Origin of the sequence: Pseudodesulfovibrio sp. JC047 (genome assembly GCF_010468615.1) — a bacterium.
In the GTDB taxonomy this organism is placed as follows: Bacteria; Desulfobacterota; Desulfovibrionia; order Desulfovibrionales; family Desulfovibrionaceae; genus Pseudodesulfovibrio.
Map to the genome: position 1 here is coordinate 77,639 of NZ_WUEH01000006.1, position 22,319 is coordinate 99,957.

At 51.8% G+C, this 22,319-nt stretch carries 22 protein-coding genes, 1 tRNA gene and 1 other RNA gene; 20 read left to right on the forward strand and 4 right to left on the reverse strand.

Annotated elements, in window-relative coordinates:
• The first annotated feature begins 119 nt into the window (after window positions 1–119).
• From GO013_RS05420 to cysS, 12 genes are all read left to right on the forward strand, one after another.
• Complete coding sequence (locus GO013_RS05420; RefSeq protein WP_163809044.1) at window positions 120–746, forward strand: MBL fold metallo-hydrolase; 627 nt, start codon at window positions 120–122, stop codon at window positions 744–746.
• A gap of 202 nt (window positions 747–948) precedes the next feature.
• Window positions 949–2,190 carry an OprD family outer membrane porin gene (locus GO013_RS05425; protein WP_163809045.1) on the forward strand — a complete coding sequence of 414 codons (1,242 nt, stop codon included), beginning with the start codon at window positions 949–951 and terminating at the stop codon, window positions 2,188–2,190.
• Window positions 2,191–2,315: 125 nt separating this feature from the next.
• Window positions 2,316–3,383: an HDOD domain-containing protein gene (locus tag GO013_RS05430; RefSeq protein ID WP_163809046.1), complete on the forward strand. Its 1,068-nt coding sequence runs from the start codon at window positions 2,316–2,318 to the stop codon at window positions 3,381–3,383.
• A 100-nt stretch (window positions 3,384–3,483) separates the two neighbouring features.
• A complete protein-coding gene (locus GO013_RS05435) occupies window positions 3,484–3,705 on the forward strand; it encodes a NifU family protein (RefSeq protein ID WP_163809047.1) in 222 nt (73 codons plus the stop codon).
• 234 nt (window positions 3,706–3,939) lie between these two features.
• Window positions 3,940–5,337, forward strand: coding sequence for a glutamate--tRNA ligase (gene gltX, locus GO013_RS05440; RefSeq protein ID WP_163809048.1), 1,398 nt, complete (start codon window positions 3,940–3,942; stop codon window positions 5,335–5,337).
• 123 nt (window positions 5,338–5,460) lie between these two features.
• A tRNA-Ile gene (locus GO013_RS05445) sits at window positions 5,461–5,536 on the forward strand.
• A 175-nt stretch (window positions 5,537–5,711) separates the two neighbouring features.
• Window positions 5,712–6,710: a Nif3-like dinuclear metal center hexameric protein gene (locus GO013_RS05450; RefSeq protein ID WP_163809049.1), complete on the forward strand. Its 999-nt coding sequence runs from the start codon at window positions 5,712–5,714 to the stop codon at window positions 6,708–6,710.
• 57 nt (window positions 6,711–6,767) lie between these two features.
• Window positions 6,768–7,493, forward strand: coding sequence for a C4-type zinc ribbon domain-containing protein (locus GO013_RS05455; RefSeq protein ID WP_163809050.1), 726 nt, complete (start codon window positions 6,768–6,770; stop codon window positions 7,491–7,493).
• A 52-nt stretch (window positions 7,494–7,545) separates the two neighbouring features.
• Window positions 7,546–7,903, forward strand: an RNA gene (gene rnpB / locus GO013_RS05460) — RNase P RNA component class A.
• Between the two features lie 75 nt (window positions 7,904–7,978).
• On the forward strand, window positions 7,979–9,175 hold the full coding sequence (gene ispD, locus GO013_RS05465; RefSeq protein ID WP_163809051.1) for a 2-C-methyl-D-erythritol 4-phosphate cytidylyltransferase: 1,197 nt from the start codon (window positions 7,979–7,981) through the stop codon (window positions 9,173–9,175).
• Between the two features lie 2 nt (window positions 9,176–9,177).
• Window positions 9,178–10,059, forward strand: a complete 882-nt coding sequence (locus GO013_RS05470; RefSeq protein ID WP_163809052.1) for a hypothetical protein — start codon at window positions 9,178–9,180, stop codon at window positions 10,057–10,059.
• A gap of 43 nt (window positions 10,060–10,102) precedes the next feature.
• Window positions 10,103–11,560, forward strand: coding sequence for a cysteine--tRNA ligase (gene cysS, locus GO013_RS05475; RefSeq protein ID WP_163809053.1), 1,458 nt, complete (start codon window positions 10,103–10,105; stop codon window positions 11,558–11,560).
• 132 nt (window positions 11,561–11,692) lie between these two features.
• Here the strand turns inward: cysS and GO013_RS05480 are convergent, their stop codons facing one another.
• Together GO013_RS05480 and rpmB are read right to left on the reverse strand one after the other, a co-directional pair.
• On the reverse strand, window positions 11,693–11,962 hold the full coding sequence (locus GO013_RS05480) for an SHOCT domain-containing protein (RefSeq protein WP_163809054.1): 270 nt from the start codon (window positions 11,960–11,962) through the stop codon (window positions 11,693–11,695).
• Between the two features lie 263 nt (window positions 11,963–12,225).
• A complete protein-coding gene (gene rpmB, locus GO013_RS05485; protein ID WP_163809055.1) occupies window positions 12,226–12,441 on the reverse strand; it encodes a 50S ribosomal protein L28 in 216 nt (71 codons plus the stop codon).
• A 209-nt stretch (window positions 12,442–12,650) separates the two neighbouring features.
• Here rpmB and GO013_RS05490 point away from each other — a divergent pair, with 209 nt between their 5' ends.
• The 8 genes from GO013_RS05490 to glyA all read left to right on the forward strand — a co-directional run bounded on the left by GO013_RS05490 (window position 12,651) and on the right by glyA (window position 19,573).
• A complete protein-coding gene (locus GO013_RS05490) occupies window positions 12,651–13,169 on the forward strand; it encodes a DUF177 domain-containing protein (RefSeq protein WP_163809056.1) in 519 nt (172 codons plus the stop codon).
• A 73-nt stretch (window positions 13,170–13,242) separates the two neighbouring features.
• Window positions 13,243–13,422 carry a 50S ribosomal protein L32 gene (gene rpmF, locus GO013_RS05495; protein WP_163809057.1) on the forward strand — a complete coding sequence of 60 codons (180 nt, stop codon included), beginning with the start codon at window positions 13,243–13,245 and terminating at the stop codon, window positions 13,420–13,422.
• A gap of 10 nt (window positions 13,423–13,432) precedes the next feature.
• Window positions 13,433–14,473, forward strand: coding sequence for a phosphate acyltransferase PlsX (gene plsX / locus GO013_RS05500; RefSeq protein WP_343219533.1), 1,041 nt, complete (start codon window positions 13,433–13,435; stop codon window positions 14,471–14,473).
• Window positions 14,474–14,552: 79 nt separating this feature from the next.
• The gene (locus GO013_RS05505) at window positions 14,553–15,539 is read left to right on the forward strand and encodes a beta-ketoacyl-ACP synthase III (RefSeq protein WP_163809059.1); all 987 of its coding nucleotides are present in this window, start codon (window positions 14,553–14,555) and stop codon (window positions 15,537–15,539) included.
• 138 nt (window positions 15,540–15,677) lie between these two features.
• Entirely contained in the window at window positions 15,678–16,421 is a 744-nt protein-coding gene (fabG, locus tag GO013_RS05510; RefSeq protein ID WP_163809060.1) for a 3-oxoacyl-[acyl-carrier-protein] reductase, read from the forward strand.
• 31 nt (window positions 16,422–16,452) lie between these two features.
• Window positions 16,453–16,686: an acyl carrier protein gene (locus GO013_RS05515; protein ID WP_163809061.1), complete on the forward strand. Its 234-nt coding sequence runs from the start codon at window positions 16,453–16,455 to the stop codon at window positions 16,684–16,686.
• Window positions 16,687–16,788: 102 nt separating this feature from the next.
• A complete protein-coding gene (gene fabF, locus GO013_RS05520; protein ID WP_163809062.1) occupies window positions 16,789–18,027 on the forward strand; it encodes a beta-ketoacyl-ACP synthase II in 1,239 nt (412 codons plus the stop codon).
• Window positions 18,028–18,334: 307 nt separating this feature from the next.
• The gene (gene glyA, locus GO013_RS05525) at window positions 18,335–19,573 is read left to right on the forward strand and encodes a serine hydroxymethyltransferase (protein WP_163809063.1); all 1,239 of its coding nucleotides are present in this window, start codon (window positions 18,335–18,337) and stop codon (window positions 19,571–19,573) included.
• Window positions 19,574–19,635: 62 nt separating this feature from the next.
• On the opposite strand, the gene GO013_RS05530 is transcribed toward glyA, so the two are convergent.
• Together GO013_RS05530 and GO013_RS05535 are read right to left on the reverse strand one after the other, a co-directional pair.
• Window positions 19,636–20,427 carry a transporter substrate-binding domain-containing protein gene (locus tag GO013_RS05530; protein ID WP_163809064.1) on the reverse strand — a complete coding sequence of 264 codons (792 nt, stop codon included), beginning with the start codon at window positions 20,425–20,427 and terminating at the stop codon, window positions 19,636–19,638.
• Between the two features lie 225 nt (window positions 20,428–20,652).
• Complete coding sequence (locus GO013_RS05535; protein WP_163809154.1) at window positions 20,653–22,314, reverse strand: radical SAM protein; 1,662 nt, start codon at window positions 22,312–22,314, stop codon at window positions 20,653–20,655.
• Window positions 22,315–22,319: the final 5 nt, after the last annotated feature.

Below are 22,319 nucleotides of genomic sequence, written 5' to 3' on the forward strand. Positions count from 1 at the left end.
ATCGGTCTCAGAGAAAAAAGACCGCTGTTCGTCATCCGTTCAGCGGTTTTTCATGAGTCGTATCCTTCATTGTGTGTCCGATATTTTAACTGATTGCGTACCGGAGCCGTTTGTCAAATATGAGTACAGTGACCATTGAACGTTTTGTCCTTGGGATGGAAGAAACTAATTGTTATCTGCTCACAGAGGGCAAGAATGCTGTCCTTGTTGATGTGGGGACCGAACCCCAACCCGTGATTGCACGCATCAGGGAACAGGGGCTGGCGTTGGTCGGGGTGTATATTACCCATTTTCATGTGGATCATGTCGGCGGGGTTCAGGAGGTGCTCGAAGCCTTTTCCGTGCCAGTTTACGCCAGTGGACTGGATGCGTTTTTCAAGGAATTATCCATTGAAGCTGGAGGGTATCGGGAAATTGCCAATTTTCTCGAATTTCCGGTGGAAATAATTGCCCCAGGACCGTTTCGTGTCCTTGGGCAGGAGATGCATGTTCTCGACACTCCCGGGCATACGCCGGGGAGTCTGTCTTTTTTCTTTCCAGCCGCGAACAGTGTTTTTGTTGGTGACGTGCTTTTTAAAGGGGCGGTGGGCCGGACCGATCTGCCGCGCGGGAGTTCGTCCGAACTGTTTCAGTCCATTCGTTCCCGCATTTTTACTCTGCCTGATACCACCAGTGTGTATCCCGGTCATGGCCCCGTGACAACCGTGGCCCACGAAAAAAGACATAATCCTTATTGTATTCGCTGAAGCCATTTTTCATTTCTTTACATTTTGTATTATATACGATTATCGTATGAGAGATACCGTTTAGCCCATTGCGCTCCGTTGGATTGATCCGTCTGCATGGGTATCGGGTTTCACCAAATGGAAAGTTGTGTGCCTGCCGTGGTCCGAGGGGACTGGGGGCGTCGGCGACAGAAAATCAAGTGTCTGAGCATGTGGAGTTGTCATGATTCGTTCGTTGTGTCTTAGCCTGTGTGTTGCGTTTTTGATGTGCCTGTCCGTGCCTTCAGCCTTTGCCCAGGGAAAAGAGGTGTCACATTACGGGACGGTGACCGGGCAGGCCCGGATGTATTATTTTACCCAGCGCAACAAGACAACTGGCGATGATTTTGACAACGTTCGTGAATCATTGGCCTTGGGTGGTTTCCTCAAATACGAGACGCCGTGGCTGGCCGACATCTTCGGATTTGGAGCTGCGGTCTATGGCACAGCCCCTGTGACCGGCGAGTTGAATCAGCGCGATCAGGGTGGTACTGGGCTTTTGACAAATAAAAACGAAGGTTTTGCTGTTCTCGGTGAAGCCTATCTTAAGGCGAAATATGACAAGACCGAAATGCGGCTGTGGCGGCAACGCCTCAATACCCCGTTTATCAACGGTAACGACAGCCGGATGCTGGCACAGACTTTTGAAGCCTATGGTGTGCAGTCCAAGGATATCGAAAATCTGACGTGGAGTTTGTATTGGGTGGACAAGGAAAAGGCGCGTGATACCGATCTGTTTAAATCCATGTCCGAGTTGGCCGGTTTGGACGGAACTCGGTCCGGTGTGGTCATGGCCGGTGCGGATTGGACTCCCACGAAGAAACTGCCTCTGCGATTTTGGAATTACTACGCGCCTGATTTAGATAATACCTTTTTCCTGCAAGCGGATTACGCGTTTGGTGATCCTGACGATCTGGTCTTCAAACTTCAGTTTCAGGGGGTGGATCAGCGTAGTGTCGGCGATCAGCGGGCCGGTCAGTATGGCACGGCAGAGGGCGGTCTCAAAGGTGCCATTGCCTATAACGGCTTCACTTTTGACGTGGGTGGAACCATTGTCGGCAATTCTGCGGGTATCCGTAATTCATGGGGTGTGTATCCCTTCTTCAACAATCTCATGAGCTACGCCTTCAATCGGGCCGGTGAAAAGGCGTTGTATCTGGGTGCTGGTTATGATTTTGGCCGTCTTGGAGCTGACGGATTCACCGCTAATATCAAGACCGGTTTCGGCGATACTCCGGACTCCGGAGATAACGCGTCCTTTGATCGCAATGAGTACAACCTGAACTTGAATTACGCATTTGGCGGGGAGCTCAAGGGGCTTTCCGTTCTCAATCGGTGGTCCTATCAGGATACTGACGAAGATCTCGGTGGTCGGGATGGCTTTCAGGTCCGTCTGCGGTTCCAATATGACTTCCAGTTGCTTTGAGAAAAATAGCAGGAAAGTATATCAATTTGTGCCTTGTTGACACGAAATAGAAATGGCTTTTTCTTCTTGGGTTTTTCTTTTAAAGTGCATACTTGGCTTGTTTTTCAAAACCTGAGGGATACTTCATGGCAGACGATATCGTCGAGAGTGGCACGGACATCGAGACTTCGCCCGAAATACTTGAGGCTGCAAAAAAACTTCTTGTCAAACGTTTCGAATATATAAAAAACCCAGACGAATCGTTGAAGCGACTTGCGCTGTTGGGTGTCAAGTCTGTGGCTCGTGACATGGTCCGTTATCCTGAAAAATATACGGATGTGGCTTCATGTTCGGCCTTACCCGATGTTCGTCCATTGAATCCATTGGATATTTTGCGGCAGGATCGGCAACTTCCGGCTTTGCCACAATTCTTTCTTGAATTGCAGCGTGCGATCGCCAGCCCGTCCACCTCGGCGGATGATCTTGCCGATATTATCAGTCAGGACCCGGGATTGACCGCGTTTCTTTTGCGGATGGTCAATTCGGCCTTTTACAGCCTGCCCATGCAGATTGACACGATTTCCCGCGCCGTGACCGTGGTTGGTTTCAACCAGTTGTCTACATTGGCTGTCGGGACGTCCGTGATCAGCGTGTTCAAGAATATCCCCGAAGAAGTGCTCGACATGGAGCAGTTCTGGAAACACTCCGTGGCCTGTGGTCTCATTGCCCGACGACTGTGTCGCATCACTCGGCAGGGCGACCCTGAGCGGGCATTTGTCGCCGGGTTGCTGCACGACATCGGTCAGCTCATTTTGTTGCAGGTTGAGCCGGAACGTGCGGCGGCGGTTCACGCTCATGCTCGGAGCAAGCAGCTCTTGTTGTTCGAAGAAGAAAAGGCCTTGCTCGGATTTGATCATGCCACACTGGGCGGCATGTTGCTGCGAAAATGGAACTTCCCTTTTGTCCTTGTGGCCGCAGTGTTGGAACATCATCATCTCAAGGCGGATCAGAAAGCGGTTGAACCTGCGCTGGTTCATTGTGCCGAAACCATTGCAACCGGGCTTGGAATCGGTTCGAGTGGCGAATTTCTTGTGCAGCCGCCGGACTCGGATGCTTGGGATGCTATGGGGCTGACACCGGGCCGTATCGACGAGATGGTCGAGGACCTGGATGAAGAGCTTGAAGAATCTTTTCATGTGCTCATGAAGCGGTAAAAAGCGTCGCATACGGGCGGCACGGCGTGGTCTCATTGACAGGTCATGCGCAAAGCCGTATTTCTCAACATTCGAATACACATTGACGGAGACATATATCATGCGTGAAAAAGTTGAAGCTATTCTCGATAAGGTCCGGCCCATGTTACAGGCTGATGGTGGCGATGTGGAATTGGTGGACGTTACTGATTCCGGTGTGGTTCAGGTTCGATTGACCGGAGCCTGCAAAGGGTGCCCCATGTCCCAGATGACACTCAAGAACGGCATCGAGCGGATCGTTCTCAAGGAAGTCCCTGAAGTCAAGTCTGTCGAAGCCGTGTAATTCGGAGTGACCATCTAATTCACTATCTCTTGAAAGAGTGGAGTGCGTTTCCGTACCGCATGGACGGCTCTGGAACGCTGCCCTTTTTTCAAGACGGTTTCGTGTGTCGTGGATGGACTGTTTTTTAGATGATATCAACCGCTGCGTTCGTTGGTTTTCGTGGAGCGCGGTCTAAAATTTTTCTTCTCGGAGAGCGTTTTTGCGCGGTTTTCGAGTCGTCGGAGGCGTGTTTTTATGACCAAGATTATTTCTCGTTTTGCTCCTAGCCCGACTGGGTTTCTCCACATTGGTGGTGCCCGGACCGCATTGTTCTCCTGGCTGCTTGCCCGGGCGGCTGGCGGAGAATTTCGGCTGCGTATTGAAGATACGGACCGCGAGCGGTCTACGCAGGAAGCCACTGATGCCATTATTGATTCCATGAAATGGCTTGGCCTGGAGCACGATGGCGAAATCGTTTTTCAGTCCTCGCGTGTGGATCGGCATAACGAAGTCATCGACCAGTTGCTCGAAAATGGGCACGCCTATTACTGTCAGTGTTCCAAAGAGGATGTTGACGCCATGCGTGAAAAGGCCATGAAAGAAGGCCGGAAACCCAAATATGACGGTACCTGTCGTGAGAAAGGTCTGACCGAAGGCGTGGTCCGTCTCAAGGCCCCCCAGCAGGGGACCACCGGGTTTATCGATATGGTCAAGGGACCGATCAATATCGAGAATATCGAAATGGATGACATGATTCTTCGTCGTTCGGATGGCACGCCGACCTACAATCTCGCGGTTGTTGTCGATGACCATGACATGGGCGTCAATCGTGTGTTGCGTGGCGATGATCATGTGAACAACACCCCGCGTCAGATTCTGATTTATCGGGCCATGGGGTGGGATGTACCGCAATTCGGCCATGTGCCCATGATTCTCGGTCCGGACAAGAAAAAATTATCCAAACGCCACGGTGCGTTGTCTGTCATGGAGTACGAAAAGATGGGCTATCTGCCCGAAGCCGTGACCAACTATCTCGCTCGTCTCGGGTGGTCTCATGGCGACCAGGAGCTTTTCACCATGGACGAAATGGTGGAGCTGTTTTCTACGGAGCATCTTGGCAATTCACCGTCCGTTTTTGATCTGAAAAAATTTGAATGGGTCAATGGTCAGTACATGCAGAAAGCCGACCCCGAACGGTTGGCCGAGTTGCTGTGCGATTTTCTGGCCCGTGAAGTCGGAGAGGAAGAGGCGGCCACGGTTTCCAAAGCCGATTTCGCTGCGGTTGCACCGTTGCTTCAGCCCCGAGCCAAATCGCTTGTGGACATGCTTGAACAGGCGCGGCCTTTCATTGTAGATGCCGGTTTTTTGCCGTATGATGAAAAAGCCGTGAAGAAATTCTTGACCGCAGAAAGCAAACTGTTGTTGCAGGATATTGCCGAACGGCTTGAAGCTCTCGACGAATTTTCCGAGAAAGCCCTGGAAGATGTCCATCGGAAATTTCTTGAAGACAAGGATATCAAGTTCAAGGTGATTGCCCAACCTATTCGCGTGGCAATCATGGGAAAAACACAATCGCCCGGCCTGTTTGAAACCATGATGGTCCTTGGCAAGGAGCAAACTTTGGCGCGTATGAAACGCGCTGTCGAATTGTAGGATAAAAGATCGCCAGCAGGAAGAGAGCGTCTTCCTCGTTTCATAGAGATATTCTTTGCAGGATGGCGAGTCGATTCTCTTGACAATAGGTATGGTGGGAGCTATCTTCCCGGACTCAACAACGGGCCAGTAGCTCAGTTGGCAGAGCCACCGGCTCATAACCGGTCGGTCCCAGGTTCGAATCCTGGCTGGCCCACCAACGACCTCCAAACGGGAGACGTGTTTGAAGAAGTTTGACGCTGGAAGACAGTTCAACGCATATATCTTGAAGTATCCCGTAAAGGCCGATGGCTGGGTTATTGAAGAAGAAATCGATGCTCCCGAGGGGGAAACCCTACGGGAGCATCTTCTTTACGCAAGGTGGTCGTAACCATATGAAAATTCAGGATATTTTATCGATTTTTCGCGTTTTGGCTCCGGAGGAAAACCAGAGTTCCTGGGATAATTCGGGTGTACAGATTGTCGGGGAGACAGTGGAAACCGACTCTGTTGCCGTGGCGTTGGAGCCGACTCCGGCGACGTTGGAGCGGTGTTTGAACTGGGGTGCCGGGGTCGTTATCACGCACCATCCATTGTCCATGAAACCCAAGGCATTGAACAGGGAGTCCATGTATATGGATGTGGTCCGGCGTGTTCTCAAAAAGGGCGCATGGCTGTATAGTGCCCACACGTCTCTGGATACCCGGCCCGGCGGTCCTGCATTCTGGCTGGGTGATGATCTTGGCCTGAAAGATCGGAAATTGCTTGAAGTCGAAAAAGGGTACACGCCTATTGAAGTATCCTTTTATTCGGAAGATCCTGTTTCGAGAGAGGCCGCTGATATCTGGGCGAATAATGATGGAATTCACTCTGTTTCCCAGAGTCGGACTGGCGAAGTCAGATTGGTGTGCGATGAAGCGCATTGGAATGAAGTTGCCAATAAAATAGAATTTTCTTTGGGAAAACGTCCCTTGTTTTACATCCGTTCGCTGACCGCTCCCCGAGATGAAGTCGGTTTTGGCGAAGTCGGCAGATTGCCTGAACCGATGTCGTGGGACGCGTTCGTGGCGATGTTGGATGATCGGATTCAACGTGATGTGCTGATGATTTCTGGACCGCAGCCGACCACGGTTGCTTCTGTGGCATATTGTGGAGGATCAGGGGCGGGACTTATTGAGACGGCCGCACGGTCCGGGGCGGATGTGTTCATTACTGGTGACATGAAATATCATCCGGCAGTTGAAACGCCGATCTGCGTGATCGATGCGGGACATTTTTCATTGGAAGAGGAAATGATGCGTCGATTTGCCGACGAATTGGCCGGTGAATTGACGGACGTCAACGTGCGGTTTTTCGAGGGCGAAGACCCTTTCCGGGTTCACGTCAAAAAATAGCGAAACAAGCCCATTGAATCAATGTGGCAAAATTTCAAATAGATAGAGAGGTTAACTATGTATCAGAAACAAATTGAGCAGCTGATCGTTCTCCAGCAGGTTGACGATGAAATCCTCACCCTCAAGGATATCATCGAGCAAGCTCCCAAGGAGCTGTCCGATCTCGAAGCGCAGATGAGTGAGTTCGCCGAGCGTCGCAGCCAGATTGATGAAAAAACCGGTATCCTCAAAGAGCAGCAGAAAAAGCTGACTTTTGAAATCGACGAGGACGCAGGGAAAATCAAAAAGTCCAAAAACAAGTTGATGATGGTTGGGAACACCAAGGAATATCATGCCATGATGCGTGAGATGGATTCCTTGGAAAAACTCAATCGGATGCGCGGAGACGAGCAGGAAGCCGTTCGAGAGGAACTGGTTCGTCAGGATGAGGCGACCACGGCCCTTACTGAAGAAATGAGTGGTGTTCAGGAACAGTACGATGCACTCAAGACCACCTTGGAAGAGCGTCTTGCCAAAGCGCAAAAGAAGCTTGACTCTTTGGGCCGCAAACGGAAGAAATCGTGCAAGGCTGTTCCGCCGCCGATTTTGGGCCGGTATGAATTTATTCGCGAACGGATGAAGAATCCGGTGATCGTGCCTGTATCCAAAGGTGTGTGTTCCGGTTGTAATATCATGATTCCGCCGCAGGCTTTCAATGATTTGCAAAAGGGCCATCAGATTTTGAGCTGCCCCAATTGCCAGCGCCTGATTTATTGGAAGGCGCACATTGAGCCGGAAGCTTAGGACGAGAAAGGATGTCGAGGTGAAAAAACCTCGCTGAAATTGAAACAAGTTTGGAGTCGGACAGGGTATCGCCGCGGTCTTTGATCGGGGAGGAAAGTCCGGGCTTCACAGGGTAGGACGCTGGGTAACTCCCAGGGGGAGCGATCCCCGTCACGTGCAACAGAAAGTAGACCGCCTCCGGCATTGCCGGCGGTAAGGGTGAAACGGTGGGGTAAGAGCCTACCGGCTGTCGTGGTGACACGGCAGGCCAGGTGTACTCCGTCCGAAGCAAAACCAAATAGGACAGCGCTGTAGATCGACCCGATCGAGCTGTCGGGTAGGTTGCTCGAACCGGCTGGTAACAGTCGGTCTAGATGAATGATACTCACCCCGAAAGGGGGACAAAACCCGGCTTATGACCGGCTCCAACTTGCTATATCGTGCGGGAATTGGCGCAATCCTTTTCCCGCGCGACCAATATTGCCTCCAACGGCACAGGATTTTGCATGACGCGCGCATTGAATACCATCTGGGGCATAGTGCTTGCCGCAGGCTCGGGCACACGGTTGGCCGAGGCGACACAGGGTGAGCGAAAGCAATACCTCGAATATAAGTCCGCACCGCTTTTCTGGCATTGTGCCCGGACCTTTTCCCGCGTGGCCCGCGTCAAGGGACTCGTGTTTGTCTTTCCCCCCGAAGATGTGCCGACCATGGAAAAACGACTTCGTCAGTATTTCAAGTCCGAAGATCTCGGTCTGAAATGGACCATCGTGGCAGGTGGCGCACGGCGTCAGGATTCTGTCCGACACGGACTGACCGCCCTGCCCAAGGACTGCGGTGGCGTTTTAGTCCATGACTCGGCCCGACCATTCGTTGCTCCACGGATTATCACGGACCTCATCGCTTCCCTCGATACGGGGGCTCGTGGCGTCATCCCGGCCATTCCCGTGACGGATACGGTCAAACAGGTGACCGCCGGGACCGTGGCTGAGACCTTGGATCGAAGTGAACTTGTTGCGGTCCAAACCCCTCAGGCATTTGAGACGGTATTGCTCAAACAGGCCCACGAACAGGCGGAAGCCGAAGGGTGGGATGTCACTGACGATGCCAGCATGGTGGAACGACTCACAACTGTTTCCGTCATTCCCGGAGAAGCCAGAAATATCAAGATTACCGTCCCTGACGATTTGAAATATCTTGAGACAACGAAGACCACTGTCCCGTGCGTCGGATGGGGCTATGATGTCCACCGATTCGGCGGCAGTAACGACAGGCCGTTGGTCCTTGGTGGTGTACCCATCGCGGGCAGTACAACCATTGTCGCCCATTCCGATGGCGATGTTCTGCTTCATGCCCTTATGGATGCCATGTTGGGGACATTTGGTGGCGGTGATATCGGTCGTCATTTTCCGGATACCGACCCTGCATTCAAAGGGGCAGACAGTTCTGTTCTGCTTCGCGAGGTGCTGAGCATGGCCGAAGAGGCCGGTGTTCACTTTGTTCACACGGATCTGACGATTATTACGCAAAGTCCAAAATTGGCACCGCACGCAGATCAGATCACCAAAAATGTGTGCCGTTTGCTCGGATTGGAACGGCATCAGGTGAATTTCAAGGCCACCACGGAAGAAAAAATGGGTTTCACCGGTGCCAAAAAAGGCATTAAGGCCGTGGCGTCAGTGACCGGATTACGAGATCTTTAAGCATGAATAAAGTCGCTAAATTTCTCATTTCATTTGGTGTCTTCGTGGTTATCTGTGCGGTGGCACTCAATTGGTTTGTGCATTCCGAGGTCCGCAAGGAATTGGACCGAACCGTCGCTGAAACGCCGGGCTTGCAGGTTTCATACACCGATCTTTCCGTGGATATTTATGACCATGCCGTGACGTTGGAAGACGTTGCCGTCACCCTACCTTCAGGGCAGACCTTTACTGCTGATGCCCTGTGCATCAGTGATTTCGACCAGCGCAATCCGATTCCGCATCATGCCCGGGCCACGGCTTCTCGCCTTTCGTGCGACGTGACCACCGCGAATTTTGGAGCATGGGCTGACATCATGCGTAAATCCGGCATCGAGTCAATTGTTGGTCATGGGGTCGTTGATTACATCTATGATCCTGATACCAAAATTTTTACATTAAAGACCTTGTCTCTGGATGATCAGAAATTGGGACGGGCGACATTGAATTGTGCGGTGACCGGCATTGATCTCAATGCGATTCGTTTGGAACAGTTGATTGGATTCAGCTTGAAAAATGCGACATTGCAGCTTACTGATCGGTCATTGACTCATACCGTGGTCGCACATTGGTCCCATGTCATGAAGACATCCGAAACGCAGACCGTCTCGCTTATCCGTCGAGAATTGGCGGGCCTGGCTGAAATCGCTGCCAAACAGGAAAACATGGTGGCTGAGGATGTCATGCTCGGCCTGAGACGGTTCATGGGTGACCCGGCGTCCATGACAGTTTCTCTTGCCCCGAACAAACCTGTTCCAGTTCTTTATTTTTTCATGGGACGGGATATTTTTGAGACCATGCAACTTTTGAATATGAAGATCGTGACAAATTCCAGCGATGGGATTTAATAAAATATAAATTATTTCAAATGAATAAGAATGGAGTAATTCAATGAGACTGTACAATACGCTGAAACGACAGAAAGAGGAATTCATCCCGGCGAACGGCAATGACGTCAATATGTACGTCTGCGGCATCACGGCATATGATCTCTGTCACATCGGTCACGCCCGCTCCAGCGTGGTTTTCGACGTGTTGTATCGGTATCTCAAGCGGAAGGGATATTCCGTCAATTTCATTCGCAACTTTACGGATATTGATGACAAAATCATCAAGCGTGCGAATGAGGTCGGAAAGGAAGCGGCTGAGATTGCGGAAAAGTTCATTGGCGAATTTTACGTGGACATGGACAAATTGTCGGTGTTGCGTCCTGATGTGGAACCCAAATGCACTGAGCATATTCCCGAGATGATCGCCTTGACCGAACGGCTCATCAGCAAGGGACATGCCTATGCCACGCCGTCCGGGGATGTGTATTTCAAGGTCCGTTCCTTTGAAGGATACGGCAAGCTGTCCGGTCGTAATATCGACGAACTCGAATCCGGCGCACGTATTGATCCGGGTGACGAAAAGCTTGATCCGCTCGATTTTGCTTTGTGGAAGAGCGCAAAACCCGGCGAGCCGTCCTGGGAATCCCCATGGGGGCTGGGCCGACCCGGTTGGCATCTGGAATGTTCCGCCATGTCCGAAAAATATTCCCCGCTGCCGCTTGATATTCATGGTGGTGGTCAGGATTTGTCGTTTCCCCACCATGAGAATGAAGTGGCGCAGTCCGAGGCCGATACCGGCAAACCCTTTGCCAATTATTGGGTGCATAATGGGTTTGTCCAAATCAATTCGGAAAAGATGTCCAAATCTCTTGGCAATTTTTTCACCATTCGTGATATTCTCGATAAATTTCTTGCGGAAACACTGCGTTATTTCCTGCTGACCATGCACTATCGCAGCCCGCTTGATTTCTCTTTTGAGGCTTTGGAAGAAGCCGAGAAAGGCATCAAGCGCATTTATTCCGCGCTTGCGCAGGTCGATACGGAATTGACCAAATCCAAGTGGAAAAAATCGCCGTTCCCTGAAGAGCTTGTCAGCGAGCTTGCCCAGATCGAAACCCACTTTGACGAGGCCATGGAAGACGATCTGAACACTGCTGGTGCGATGGGCCATATCTTTTCCGCCATCCGTCTGGCTGGCCGTGTCATCGAGGACAAGACGCTTCGTAAATCCGAAGGTGGACGCGAGTTTTTTACCCGTATCAAGACCGACGTGGCCAATTGGGGTCAGGTCCTTGGAATTCTCGAACGGGAACCCGTTGAATTTTTGACCGAGTTGCGTGATAACCGCGCCGCCCGTACCGGCATTGATCCGATGAAGGTGAACGCCCTCTTGGATGCCCGGCAACAGGCCCGTAAGGACAAGGATTTCGAAAAATCCGACGCCATCCGCGACGAACTCGCCGCAATGAATGTTGAAGTCAAGGATACCCCGCAAGGTGCAACCTGGGACGTTCAATAAGCGGTCACATTGAACCGCTTCCCGCGAGACTAGCCCCGTCGGGGGCTGACAATGGCATGAGAAAAGCCCCCACCGGGAGAGAGAACGGTGGGGGCTTTGTTATGGGGAGGAGGAGTATTGTCGTGGTGAACTTTACAGATTCTTTTTCATGGTCTCATAATCTGTCACAGAGATTTCTCCGGCTGCGTAACGGCGTTTCAGAATAGTCTCGGGATCATCTGGACCGGTGTGTGTGGCAGGTTTTCGAAACATGCGGACCGTGAAATAGATGATAAGTCCGATAATGATGAGCGGGAGGATGCCGCCAAAATGGAAGGGCATCCATCCTCCGGCACCGTGTCCGCCGCTGTGCCAGAACCCTGCGTTGCTACACCAATTCCCTATTGTGCTGAAAAATTCCATGTGAGTACCTCGTTCGTGCTTTTTAAAAAGCAAAGCACATACCGTGCCAAAAATATATATGTCGAAAAAACAGTGGGTTAATGGAATTCCAACGTAAAAATATGTGCAAGTTTCAGTGCTTTGTGCAGTGGAGTGCGCATTCTTTTGCACTGGTCAGCACCTGGGAATGAGAGGATGCAGTGCTCAGTCAATGAACGCAAAAAAGCTGCCACCGGCAATTCGGTGGCAGCATAGCTTTTACTAGCTAAAAAATCTAAACGGACTTAGGCGTCGGTTTTTTTGCGAGCAACAGGCTTGACCACCGCACCGTTACGGATGCAGCGGGTGCAGACTTTGATGCTGACGACCTGTCCGGACTCGAGCTGATGACGAACCTTCTGCAGGTTGGGCATGAAGCGACGTTTTGTTTTAATGTGTGAGTGACTGACGTTGTTGCCGCTCTGAGGGCCTTTTCCACAAATATCGCAAACCTGTGACATTGCGACCTCCTAATGTATTCAAATGAAATAGTTCAATTTAGTTCGTTGCTCATAGCTCGGAGTTGGTAGCTTCCCCAAGCAGCGGGAGAGATTCATTACCGAGCCTTCAGGCAAATGGCAAGGTTTTTTTTCCTTGACAGGGGAATTTGTTACCATATAGGAAGCAGCGGTTGTCCAGTGGGCCATAATGCCTTCGGATGGAGAATATTATGTTTGAATTATGGATACCAATAAGTGATAGTGCCGATGACGGCAGAGAGTTCACCTATGACGACCAGACGCTGTGGCGTGCGGGGTGGAAAGAGTTTTCCATGCCTGTCAAGCCAGGGAAGGATCTGGTGGCGATGTATTCCCTTTTGCCGCAATCCGATAAGGGCGTGCTTGTTCGTGGAACCTTGAAAGGGTCCGTGAATATTCGCTGTGATCGTTGTGCCGCTTTTTTCGAATTGCCCATTGACGCAACGTTTGATGCCTTCGAGCAGCTTCCCGATGAGGAATATGACGAAGAGCCACGCATTCGTGAGGAAAATGGTCAATTGCAGCTTGATTTAGGCTCCGTGCTCTGGGAAGAATTCGCCGTTGCACTGCCGTTTAAACCGCTGTGTTCAAAGGATTGTAAGGGTATTTGTCCTGGTTGTGGCAAGGACTTGAATACGTCCGAATGCGAATGTGAGCCGGAAGAAGGCGACGAAAGACTTGCGGTTTTCCGCAACTTGAAGATAAAGTAACCCCCCTTGCTTGGATAGCCAGGCTATCCGAAGTGAGGAGCAGATCAAAAATAAAGAGTAAGAGGTATACACCATGGCAGTCCCCAAGAAAAAGACATCCAAGTCCCGTAAGGGTATGCGTCGTTCCCATGATAAGGTCGCCGCTCCGAACGTTATTTACTGCGAGTGCGGCGAGCCCACTCTGCCCCATCGCGTTTGCGCCGCCTGTGGCACCTATAAGGGCCGTCAGGTAGTCAGCAACGACGATGCCTAGCATTGATTCCATCAAGGCTCCACGGATAGCCGTGGATGCCATGGGGGGCGATTATGGCCCTCGAATTGTTGTACCCGCTGCGGTTGAAGCCGCACGCGAAGGTGTTGCTGTTGTCCTTGTTGGCGATCAGCCGCTCATTGAGCGGGAGCTTGCCGATTTGAATACCGCCGGGCTGGATATTTCAATCGTCCATGCTTCACAAGTTGTGGAAATGGACGATAAGCCTGCGGATGCGTTGCGACGCAAAAAAGATTCGTCCATTCAGGTGGCATGCCGCCTGGTTAAGAATGGCGAAGCTGATGGCGTTGTTTCTGCTGGAAATTCAGGTGCTTCTGTTGCCTGTGGCATGTTTATCCTTGGCCGTATCAAAGGGGTTTTGCGTCCGGCTCTTGCCGGGATACTCCCCACGGAGAAGGATCCTGTGATTCTCATTGATGTGGGAGCCAATGTCGATTCCAAACCGCAACACCTTGCACAATTCGGTCTGATGGCCGACGTCTTTGCTCGATATGTTCTGGAAATGAAGGACCCGTCTGTTGGCATTTTGTCCATCGGCGAGGAAGAGGGCAAAGGAAACGCTGCTGTGCGTGAAGCCTTTGACCTGTTACGGAAATCCGAACTTCGTTTCATCGGAAATGTCGAAGGCCGTGATATTTTCACCGGCGAAGTCGATGTCGTTGTCTGTGATGGATTTGTTGGCAACGTGGCCCTGAAATTGTCCGAAGGATTGGCCCGGTCTCTGAGCCATATTCTCAAGGATGAGTTGAAGTCGAGTTGGCTCTCCAAACTCGGAACACTCCTGTCTTTTCGTGCATTTAAGCGATTCAAGAAAGTCGTTGATTATGCGGAATACGGTGGTGCGCCATTGCTTGGGTTGAAGGATATTGTCATCGTTGCTCATGGAAAATCCAATGAGTTGGCGGTAATAAATTGTATCCGTATGGCCGCGACTTTTGTTCGCAACAATGCAAACGCCCATCTGGCTGAAGGGTTGGCTGCACATGCCGCCTTGGCCAGCAAGGCAGGTACAAGCGACAAATCTGCCGCTTAAACCGTCTCAAAAAACCAGGTTTGTGCAAAATGTCGCACTGCTTGACCACACTTGCCCCAGTGGCATACAGACCCAACCCATGATGAACTTCATCCTACGCGGCTTTGGCAGTTACGCTCCCGAGCGTATACTGACCAACGCTGATCTCGAAAAAATCGTCGATACCACAGACGAGTGGATAACCACCCGTACTGGCATCAAGGAACGGCATATCGCTGCCGATGGTGAGACAACGTCCGCAATGGCGTTTGAAGCCTCGAAAAAAGCGTTGGCCGACGCGGGTATCGAACCTGCCGAATTGACCCATATCGTTTTCGGAACTTTTACCCCTGATTCGGTCATTCCTTCAGCCGCGTGTCGCTTGCAGGAAAAACTGGGTATCAAAGGACAGATGTGCGTGGACGTCCAGGCCGCCTGTTCCGGTTTCCTGTACGCATTGCAGTCTGCGCGAGGGTATTTGTGCCTGGAGCCGGAGAGCAAGGTGTTGGTGGTCACCAGTGAAATTCTGTCTCGCAGAATGAACTGGGAAGACCGTGCGACCTGTGTGCTGTTCGGTGATGCGTCCGGTGCGACCGTGTTGACCGGCGGCGAAGTGGCAGATGGTCCCCAGGTGCTGGATGTTATGTTGGCTGCGGATGGATCGCTTGGCGATCTGTTGACAGTCAATGGTGGCGGTTCGGCCTATTCATACGCCTTGGGCGATACGGTTGGGCCAGAATATTTTGTTGAATTTCAAGGACGCGAAGTCTTCAAACACGCGGTGCGCAACATGACGACCATGTGTGAAGCCATTCTGGAACGCAACGGGCTGGCCAAGTCTGATGTGGATGTCTTGATTACTCATCAGGCCAACATGCGTATCATTGACGCAGTGGGTCGCCGGTTCAATATTCCGGAAGAACGCGTTTTCGTGAATATTCAGAAATACGGCAACACTTCGGCCGCGTCCGTGCCTGTGGCGTTGGACGAGGCCGTCAAGTCCGGTTTTATCAAGAAAGGCAATCTGGTGTTGACTCCCACTTTTGGTGGCGGTTTCACTTGGGGTGCTGCATTGATACAATTTTAGAATTCAAACATCCGTTTATTTGCTTTTTCTTTAGGAATGGTGAATAGACTTGTGCAATCTATTCGAAGTACGAATTTGCAGTCCGGGACCAATTGGTATATTGGATGCGGATCAACACGAGCATCATGAGGACAATTGATGAGCGATATGAGCAACGTCGCCCTGGTAACGGGCGGTTCCCGTGGCATAGGCCGGACGGTCGCCGAAAGGTTGGCCGCTGACGGATTTGAAGTGTACCTGACGTATGTCAGCCGACCCGAATCTGCTGAAGAGGTCGTTGCCGCTATTCAAAAGAGCGGCGGCAAGGCCAGGGCTTTTCAATTGGACTCCGGTGACCGTGACGCTGTCGCCTCTTTTTTCAAAGAGGAAATTAAGGGCAAAGTCTCGCTTGAAGTGCTTGTCAACAACGCGGGAATCACTCGTGATGGTCTGATGATGCGCATGAAGAACGATGACTGGGATAAAGTCCTCCACATCAATTTGACCGGGTGTTTTGTCTTCCTCAAGGAAGCGTCCAAGATCATGGGCAAACAACGTCGTGGTCGTATTATCAATATTTCAAGTATCGTTGGCCAGATGGGAAATGCTGGACAGGCCAACTATTGCGCAGCCAAGGCTGGCCTTCTCGGGCTGACCAAGTCTGCGGCCAGAGAACTGGCCGGACGTGGAATCACGGTCAATGCCGTGGCTCCCGGTTTTATTGAAACCGACATGACAGCGGAATTGCCTGAAAAGGTGGTTGACGCCATGCTCGCACAAATCCCATTAAAATCCCTCGGGCAGTCCGAGGATATCGCAGCCGCAGTCTCCTTCCTGGCATCATCCGGTGCCGGGTACATCACCGGTCAGGTGTTGGGAGTCAATGGCGGCATGTATATGTAATTTAAGAAAAACACCGATATTGGAGGAAGTTATGTCCGATGTAGCAGCAAAAGTGAAAGAGATTATTGTCGAGCAACTGGGTGTGTCCGAAGACGAAGTTGTCGAAGGTGCAGCCTTTGTTGAAGATTTGGGTGCAGATTCTCTGGATCTGACCGAACTGATCATGGCCATGGAAGAAGAATTTGATCTGGAAATCGATGATGAGGATGCTCAGAAGATTCTCAAAGTCAGCGATGCCATTTCTCATATCGAGAAAGCCCAGTAAATTCGCTCGACCGAAAAGGTATTTATTGCGAGCGTCTTATGCACCCACGTGGTGGAAGACGCTCCTTTTCATTTCAATACGTAGACACTACGGAAAGTTATTATGAACAGGGTTGTTGTTACCAGCGTTTCCGCCATTACCCCACTTGGCAATGATGTTGATACCAGTTGGAACAATCTGCTGGCCGGTAAGTCCGGCGTCGGCACGATAACCAAATTTGACGCCTCGGACTTCGCTACGCAGATCGCGGGTGAGGTAAGAGGTTTCGATCCGACAGGATTTATCGGCAAGAAAGAAGCGCGTCGCATGGAGCTTTTTACGCAATATGCGGTGTGTTGTTCGAAAATGTTGCTGGAATCCGCCGGATGGACCGTTCCCGAGTCTGAACGCGCTCGGGTCGGAACCGTCATTGGTGTCGGACTGGGGGGACTGCATTCCATTGAAGAAATGCATACCAAGCTTCTGAAAAAGGGGCCGGGTCGCATCTCCCCGTTCTTCATTCCCATTCTTATTGCAAACATGGCCGCGGGGCAGGTTTCTATCGAAGCCGGAGCCATGGGACCCAATATTTGTACAACCACGGCTTGTGCGTCCGGGACGCATGGGATTGGCGTTGCCTATACGGATATCGCCATGGGTCGAGTCGATGCCATGATCTGCGGTGGATCTGAATCCACCATCACCCCGCTTGGGGTGGCTGGGTTCAATGCGATGCGGGCTTTGTCCGTGCGCAACGACGAACCGGAACTTGCGTCTCGTCCCTTTGCTGTGGACCGGACAGGTTTCATCATGAGTGAAGGCTGTGGCCTGTTGTTGCTTGAATCCCTGGAACACGCCGAAGCGCGTGGTGCCGAGATTTTGGCAGAGGTGGTCGGTTTTGGCGCGTCGGGTGACGCCCATCACATGACCGCACCGCCGGAAGATGGCGCAGGCATGGCCTATGCCATGGAAGCAGCCATTCGCGAAGCGGGTATCGATCCCTCTGAGGTCGATCATATCAACGCACACGGCACCTCGACCAAATTGAATGATTTGTGTGAGACCCGAGCCATCAAAAAGGTTTTCGGTGATCATGCGTACAATATCAATATTACCGCAAACAAGTCGCAGACCGGGCATTTGCTCGGAGCGGCCGGTGGTGTGGAGGCGGTCTTTTCCGTCAAGACATTGCATGAGGGGATTATCCCCGGCACCATCAACCAGGACAATCCGGACCCGGAATGTGATCTGGATGTTTGCGCTGACGGACCGCGAAAGGTTCAGGCCAATTACGTCTTGTCGAACTCGTTCGGCTTTGGCGGCACAAACGCCTGTATGCTTTTCAAACGATTCACACGATAGCAAAAAGGGAGGCCGAACAGCCTCCCTTTTTTTGTGGGTTTTCGGTCCTTCATTTCAATCTCTCCCTTTTTCTTGCGCCTCGGTCCCGAACACTTTACAAAGACACAGTCGTACAGGCTTAATCGGAAGGGTTGAACAACCTTTTCGTGACGATATAAGGACGGATCTCCATACCGCATCCGCAAACGGCAGCTAGTAAACGGAGTCGATGAAAAAGTTGATCTTCGGGCACTGACGTTATGACCGTATTGAGGAATGATCGGCATGGGAAGCCATTCGCATCCACATTCAACACGAGGGTATCTTCATGGAAGAGCTGCTTATCCAGGATCCGGCAGTTGCAGCTGCCATTGCCGACGAGGTCGATCGTCAGGTTTCCAAACTTGAACTGATCGCAAGTGAAAATTTCGTGTCAACGGCCGTGCGCCAGGCACAGGGGTCGGTTTTGACCCACAAATATGCTGAAGGCTACCCTGGTAAACGGTGGTACGGCGGCTGTGAGTTTGTGGACGAGATTGAAGATTTGGCCCGTGATCGTGCCAAGGAATTGTTCGGTGCCACCTATGCCAACGTGCAGCCTCATTCCGGATCACAGGCCAACATGGCCGTGTATTTTGCCGCGTGCAAACCCGGTGACACCGTGATGGGCATGGACCTGTCTCATGGTGGCCATCTGACGCACGGCTCTCCGGTCAATTTTTCCGGCAAGCTGTTCAACATGGTTCATTATGGCGTGTCCAAGGAAACCCAGACCATTGATTATGATGCGGTTGAAGCCCTTGCCAAAGAGCACAGGCCTACCATGATTATTGCTGGTTCCTCCGCCTATCCGCGGATCATTGATTTTGCCCGGTTCCGCCAGATCGCCGATGAAGTCGGTGCCAAGCTCATGGTAGACATGGCCCACATCGCCGGTTTGATCGCAGCTGGAGAGCATCCGAGCTGCATCGAGCACGCGCACTACACGACCACCACGACACACAAGACCCTGCGTGGTCCTCGTGGCGGCATGATTTTGGCGAGTGAAGACCTTGAGCAGGAATTGAATTCCAACATTTTCCCTGGCATCCAAGGTGGCCCGCTCATGCACGTCATTGGTGCCAAGGCCGTTGCCTTTGGTGAAGCGTTGTCTCCCGGATTCGTGGAATATCAGCAGCAGGTGGTCCGAAATGCCAAACAGCTCGCTGTGTCCTTGCAGGAAGCAGGGTACAAGCTGGTGTCCGGTGGAACTGACAACCACATGATGCTGATGGATTTGTCCGAAAAGGACTACACTGGCAAAGATGCTCAGATTGCTCTGGACAAGGCCGGTATTACCGCCAACAAGAATACGATTCCCTTTGAGACCAAGTCTCCGTTCCAGACCTCGGGTATCCGTCTCGGTACTCCGGCTCTGACCACTCGCGGCATGATCGAAGAAGACATGATCGTGGTGTCGGAGGCGATTGTTGCGGCACTGAATAACATGAACGACGACAAGGCACTCAAGGCCATTTCCGAAGAAGTGGAAGAATTCGCTCGCGAATTCCCGATTTTTGCTTGGTAGAGCCGTCGAATAGTACAGACTATGCCCGGTCCAACTGATGTTGGATCGGGCTTTTTTTAGGTTCAAAAATGAGGCGTGGGTTGCGGGGACGTCTCGAAATTTTGATATTTTTGGATGATTTGGGCGATGGTCCCATCATCATGCAGGACACGTATGGTTTGATTGATGATGGAAAGGACGGCATCCTGATGCATGCTTTTATGAAAACCGATGTAATTGAGATCGTGGCTGAATGGGGTGTCCAAGAGGACGAATTTGTTTGTATGGGCCTTGAGGCAAGGATCATTTTGTGTGAGATGATGCAAGGCGGCGTAGCCCGGGCCTATCATTGCAGCGTCAGTGCGGCCTGCCAGAAGCATTCTGAGTCGGATGGTCGGGTCAGCGTCACAACAACAAGAAAAAAGCGTTCCAGCGGCCTTGTCGAACGCTTTTCCATAGGTCGCGCCTCGGGTGATCCCAATGGTTTTCCCCTTGAGATCCTGTATGGAGTGATACGGAAGTTCTTTTCCCTTGAGCGTGACCAGGCAGATTTCATCGGTGAAGACTGGGGCGGAATAGTCGAAAAGGAGCAATCGAGCCGCTGTTTTTGACAATCCGAAAATGCCGCCGCGACCCTCTTTCGCGTACAGGTATGCCCGTTTCCATGGGCATAAGTGGATGTCGAAGATCAGGTCAGTCCGCATTTCAATTGCGTGCAGTATGTCAATGAAGATTCCTTTGGGCTTGCAGTCTTTGCTCCATGATTGGGGCGGCTTGGCATCGGTCCCGAACAGGATGACGTGATGCCGTGCCGTACATGGAGTTGCGGCCAAGGCAAGACAGATGGTCATGATGACAATGAATGACAAACGCATGAATATCCTTGTTCTCCCTGAATCGTCGTCTGAACCGGATGGCAGATGCTGCTTCAGGTGTCGTTGACTTCAATTCCGTCGGTCTTTGTATACGGGAGGACGATAGGAAATTCAATGAATTTCTGAAAAAGTATATCGACCCATCTATATTTTGTGAATATGACAGACTGTTTGACAAGGAAAAAGGAATGGTCGTTCGTGTCCCGACAAGGGGGATGTGAGTATTTACGTGCTTCGTTCCATGCCGCACATGCCGCATTGGGCGCACGGTTTTGACGGACATTTGGGGGAGACTTTGGCGATTTTCGCTTTTTCCCATTCTTTGTAAAGGAATTCCCGTTTGACGCCAATATCGACGACCTCCCAGGGAAACGGTTCATCTTTTCCGCGTTCTCGATCGAGAATTTGGCTCGGGTCACCATTCCACCGTTTCAGGGCTTTTTTCCATCCACCATGATCTGCGGCGAGTTGGATGAACTCGGCTAACTCTTCGCCACCTCGGGCGAGCAGTCCTTGCAGGCGTGCCTGAAAGGGAGAGTCATGTTGCAAAGTCAATCCCTTGAATGGTTTGGCCATGTGGGTGAGTTGTTTCATGCGGGCATCAAGAGACGCTGTGTCCATCATCGGTGCCCATTGGAACGGAGTGAACGGCTTCGGGACCAGTGAACTGATTCCGACAGTGATGCGCATGAGATGTTTTTTCCGGCCACCGGGTTCTTCGGAGCGGATTCGGACGATTTCATGGAGAAAGGCTTCGAGTTCGTCATAGTCCGCATCGGTTTCGCCGGGCCAGCCAACGATGAGGTAAATTTTCAGATGGTTGACGCCATATCGGGCACAGAGTCGGACCGCGTCAAGAAAATCCTGCGTGTCGAGTTTTTTGCTCATCATGCGCCGCAGTCGTTCCGACGCACCTTCCAGCGCGAGGGTGATGGTGCGGATACCGCGTTCTCGGAGATAGACCAGCAATTCTTCGGTGATGCCGTCGGCACGCATGGACGAGAGCGAAAATTTCTTTTTTTTGCTGTGCAGCCATTTGAGGAACGGAACCAGGTCGGGCCAATCGGTCAAGGCGGTTCCGACAAGGCCGACCTTTGGTGGGTCAGCGAGTTCCACGATCCGTTTCAGCTCATCCATTTTGGCCAAGCGGGGTGGGCGGTAAATATACCCGGCGGCACAGAAGCGGCATCCATACGGGCATCCCCGATTGACTTCCAGCAACATGGTATCGCGAAAGGCGGCATGGCCCGAGATGAAGCAGGAGAACGCAGGGTCGTTCAGCGTACCGGTCGGGCCGGAAGTGAGACGTTTGACCGGGGTTTTTGATCGGCCTGGTGCATAGATACCCGGCATGTCCTTGACCGTTTCAAGGATTGCTTCCTTGTCCTTGCCGTCAAAAATAAGCCGTTTCAGGGTGTCCATGAATTGCAGAAATTTCGTATCGGCTTCTCCTACCCAGAAAAGATCGATGAATGGGGCGATCGGGGCTGGGTTGAGAAAGGCGATAGGGCCACCGGCGATGACCAGTGGAAGAGAAGGGCGTTCCGCCGCAAGAGGCGGAACGCCCGCTGCCCGGAGCGTTCGAGGAAGACTGAGGAAGTCCTCTTCGAACGTGATGCTCCAGGCGATTACAGGGAATGAGGATAGTGGGCTTTGTGATTCACGTGTTTTCGGTTCCGCGCCATCGGTCAATCCCAGCTTGTCGGGGAAGACACGTTCTACGGCCAAGCCGGGTTCCTCGGTGAGTGTGCGATAGACAGCCTGCCACCCAAGGGTGGATATGGCTGCTTTATCGCCTCCGGGGACGGCCAGTGCGACTGGCAGTCGGCCACCGAGGACGGGTGCGTCAGGTTCGCTGACGCCATAATACAGGGTTCGCTTAGAGATAGCGT

Bases quoted from the DNA above. Each gene is read 5' to 3' on its own strand.
- GO013_RS05420 (WP_163809044.1), top strand. From the start codon at position 120: ATGAGTACAGTGACCATTGAACGTTTTGTCCTTGGGATGGAAGAAACT.
- GO013_RS05425 (WP_163809045.1), top strand. From the start codon at position 949: ATGATTCGTTCGTTGTGTCTTAGCCTGTGTGTTGCGTTTTTGATGTGC.
- rpmF (WP_163809057.1), top strand. From the start codon at position 13,243: ATGGCAGTCCCCAAGAAAAAGACATCCAAGTCCCGTAAGGGTATGCGT.
- cysS (WP_163809053.1), top strand. From the start codon at position 10,103: ATGAGACTGTACAATACGCTGAAACGACAGAAAGAGGAATTCATCCCG.
- GO013_RS05490 (WP_163809056.1), top strand. From the start codon at position 12,651: ATGTTTGAATTATGGATACCAATAAGTGATAGTGCCGATGACGGCAGA.
- gltX (WP_163809048.1), top strand. From the start codon at position 3,940: ATGACCAAGATTATTTCTCGTTTTGCTCCTAGCCCGACTGGGTTTCTC.
- GO013_RS05515 (WP_163809061.1), top strand. From the start codon at position 16,453: ATGTCCGATGTAGCAGCAAAAGTGAAAGAGATTATTGTCGAGCAACTG.
- glyA (WP_163809063.1), top strand. From the start codon at position 18,335: ATGGAAGAGCTGCTTATCCAGGATCCGGCAGTTGCAGCTGCCATTGCC.
- GO013_RS05470 (WP_163809052.1), top strand. From the start codon at position 9,178: ATGAATAAAGTCGCTAAATTTCTCATTTCATTTGGTGTCTTCGTGGTT.
- GO013_RS05505 (WP_163809059.1), top strand. From the start codon at position 14,553: ATGATGAACTTCATCCTACGCGGCTTTGGCAGTTACGCTCCCGAGCGT.
- ispD (WP_163809051.1), top strand. From the start codon at position 7,979: ATGACGCGCGCATTGAATACCATCTGGGGCATAGTGCTTGCCGCAGGC.
- rpmB (WP_163809055.1), bottom strand. From the start codon at position 12,441: ATGTCACAGGTTTGCGATATTTGTGGAAAAGGCCCTCAGAGCGGCAAC.
- GO013_RS05435 (WP_163809047.1), top strand. From the start codon at position 3,484: ATGCGTGAAAAAGTTGAAGCTATTCTCGATAAGGTCCGGCCCATGTTA.
- fabF (WP_163809062.1), top strand. From the start codon at position 16,789: ATGAACAGGGTTGTTGTTACCAGCGTTTCCGCCATTACCCCACTTGGC.
- GO013_RS05430 (WP_163809046.1), top strand. From the start codon at position 2,316: ATGGCAGACGATATCGTCGAGAGTGGCACGGACATCGAGACTTCGCCC.
- GO013_RS05455 (WP_163809050.1), top strand. From the start codon at position 6,768: ATGTATCAGAAACAAATTGAGCAGCTGATCGTTCTCCAGCAGGTTGAC.
- GO013_RS05480 (WP_163809054.1), bottom strand. From the start codon at position 11,962: ATGGAATTTTTCAGCACAATAGGGAATTGGTGTAGCAACGCAGGGTTC.
- fabG (WP_163809060.1), top strand. From the start codon at position 15,678: ATGAGCGATATGAGCAACGTCGCCCTGGTAACGGGCGGTTCCCGTGGC.
- GO013_RS05450 (WP_163809049.1), top strand. From the start codon at position 5,712: ATGAAAATTCAGGATATTTTATCGATTTTTCGCGTTTTGGCTCCGGAG.
- GO013_RS05530 (WP_163809064.1), bottom strand. From the start codon at position 20,427: ATGCGTTTGTCATTCATTGTCATCATGACCATCTGTCTTGCCTTGGCC.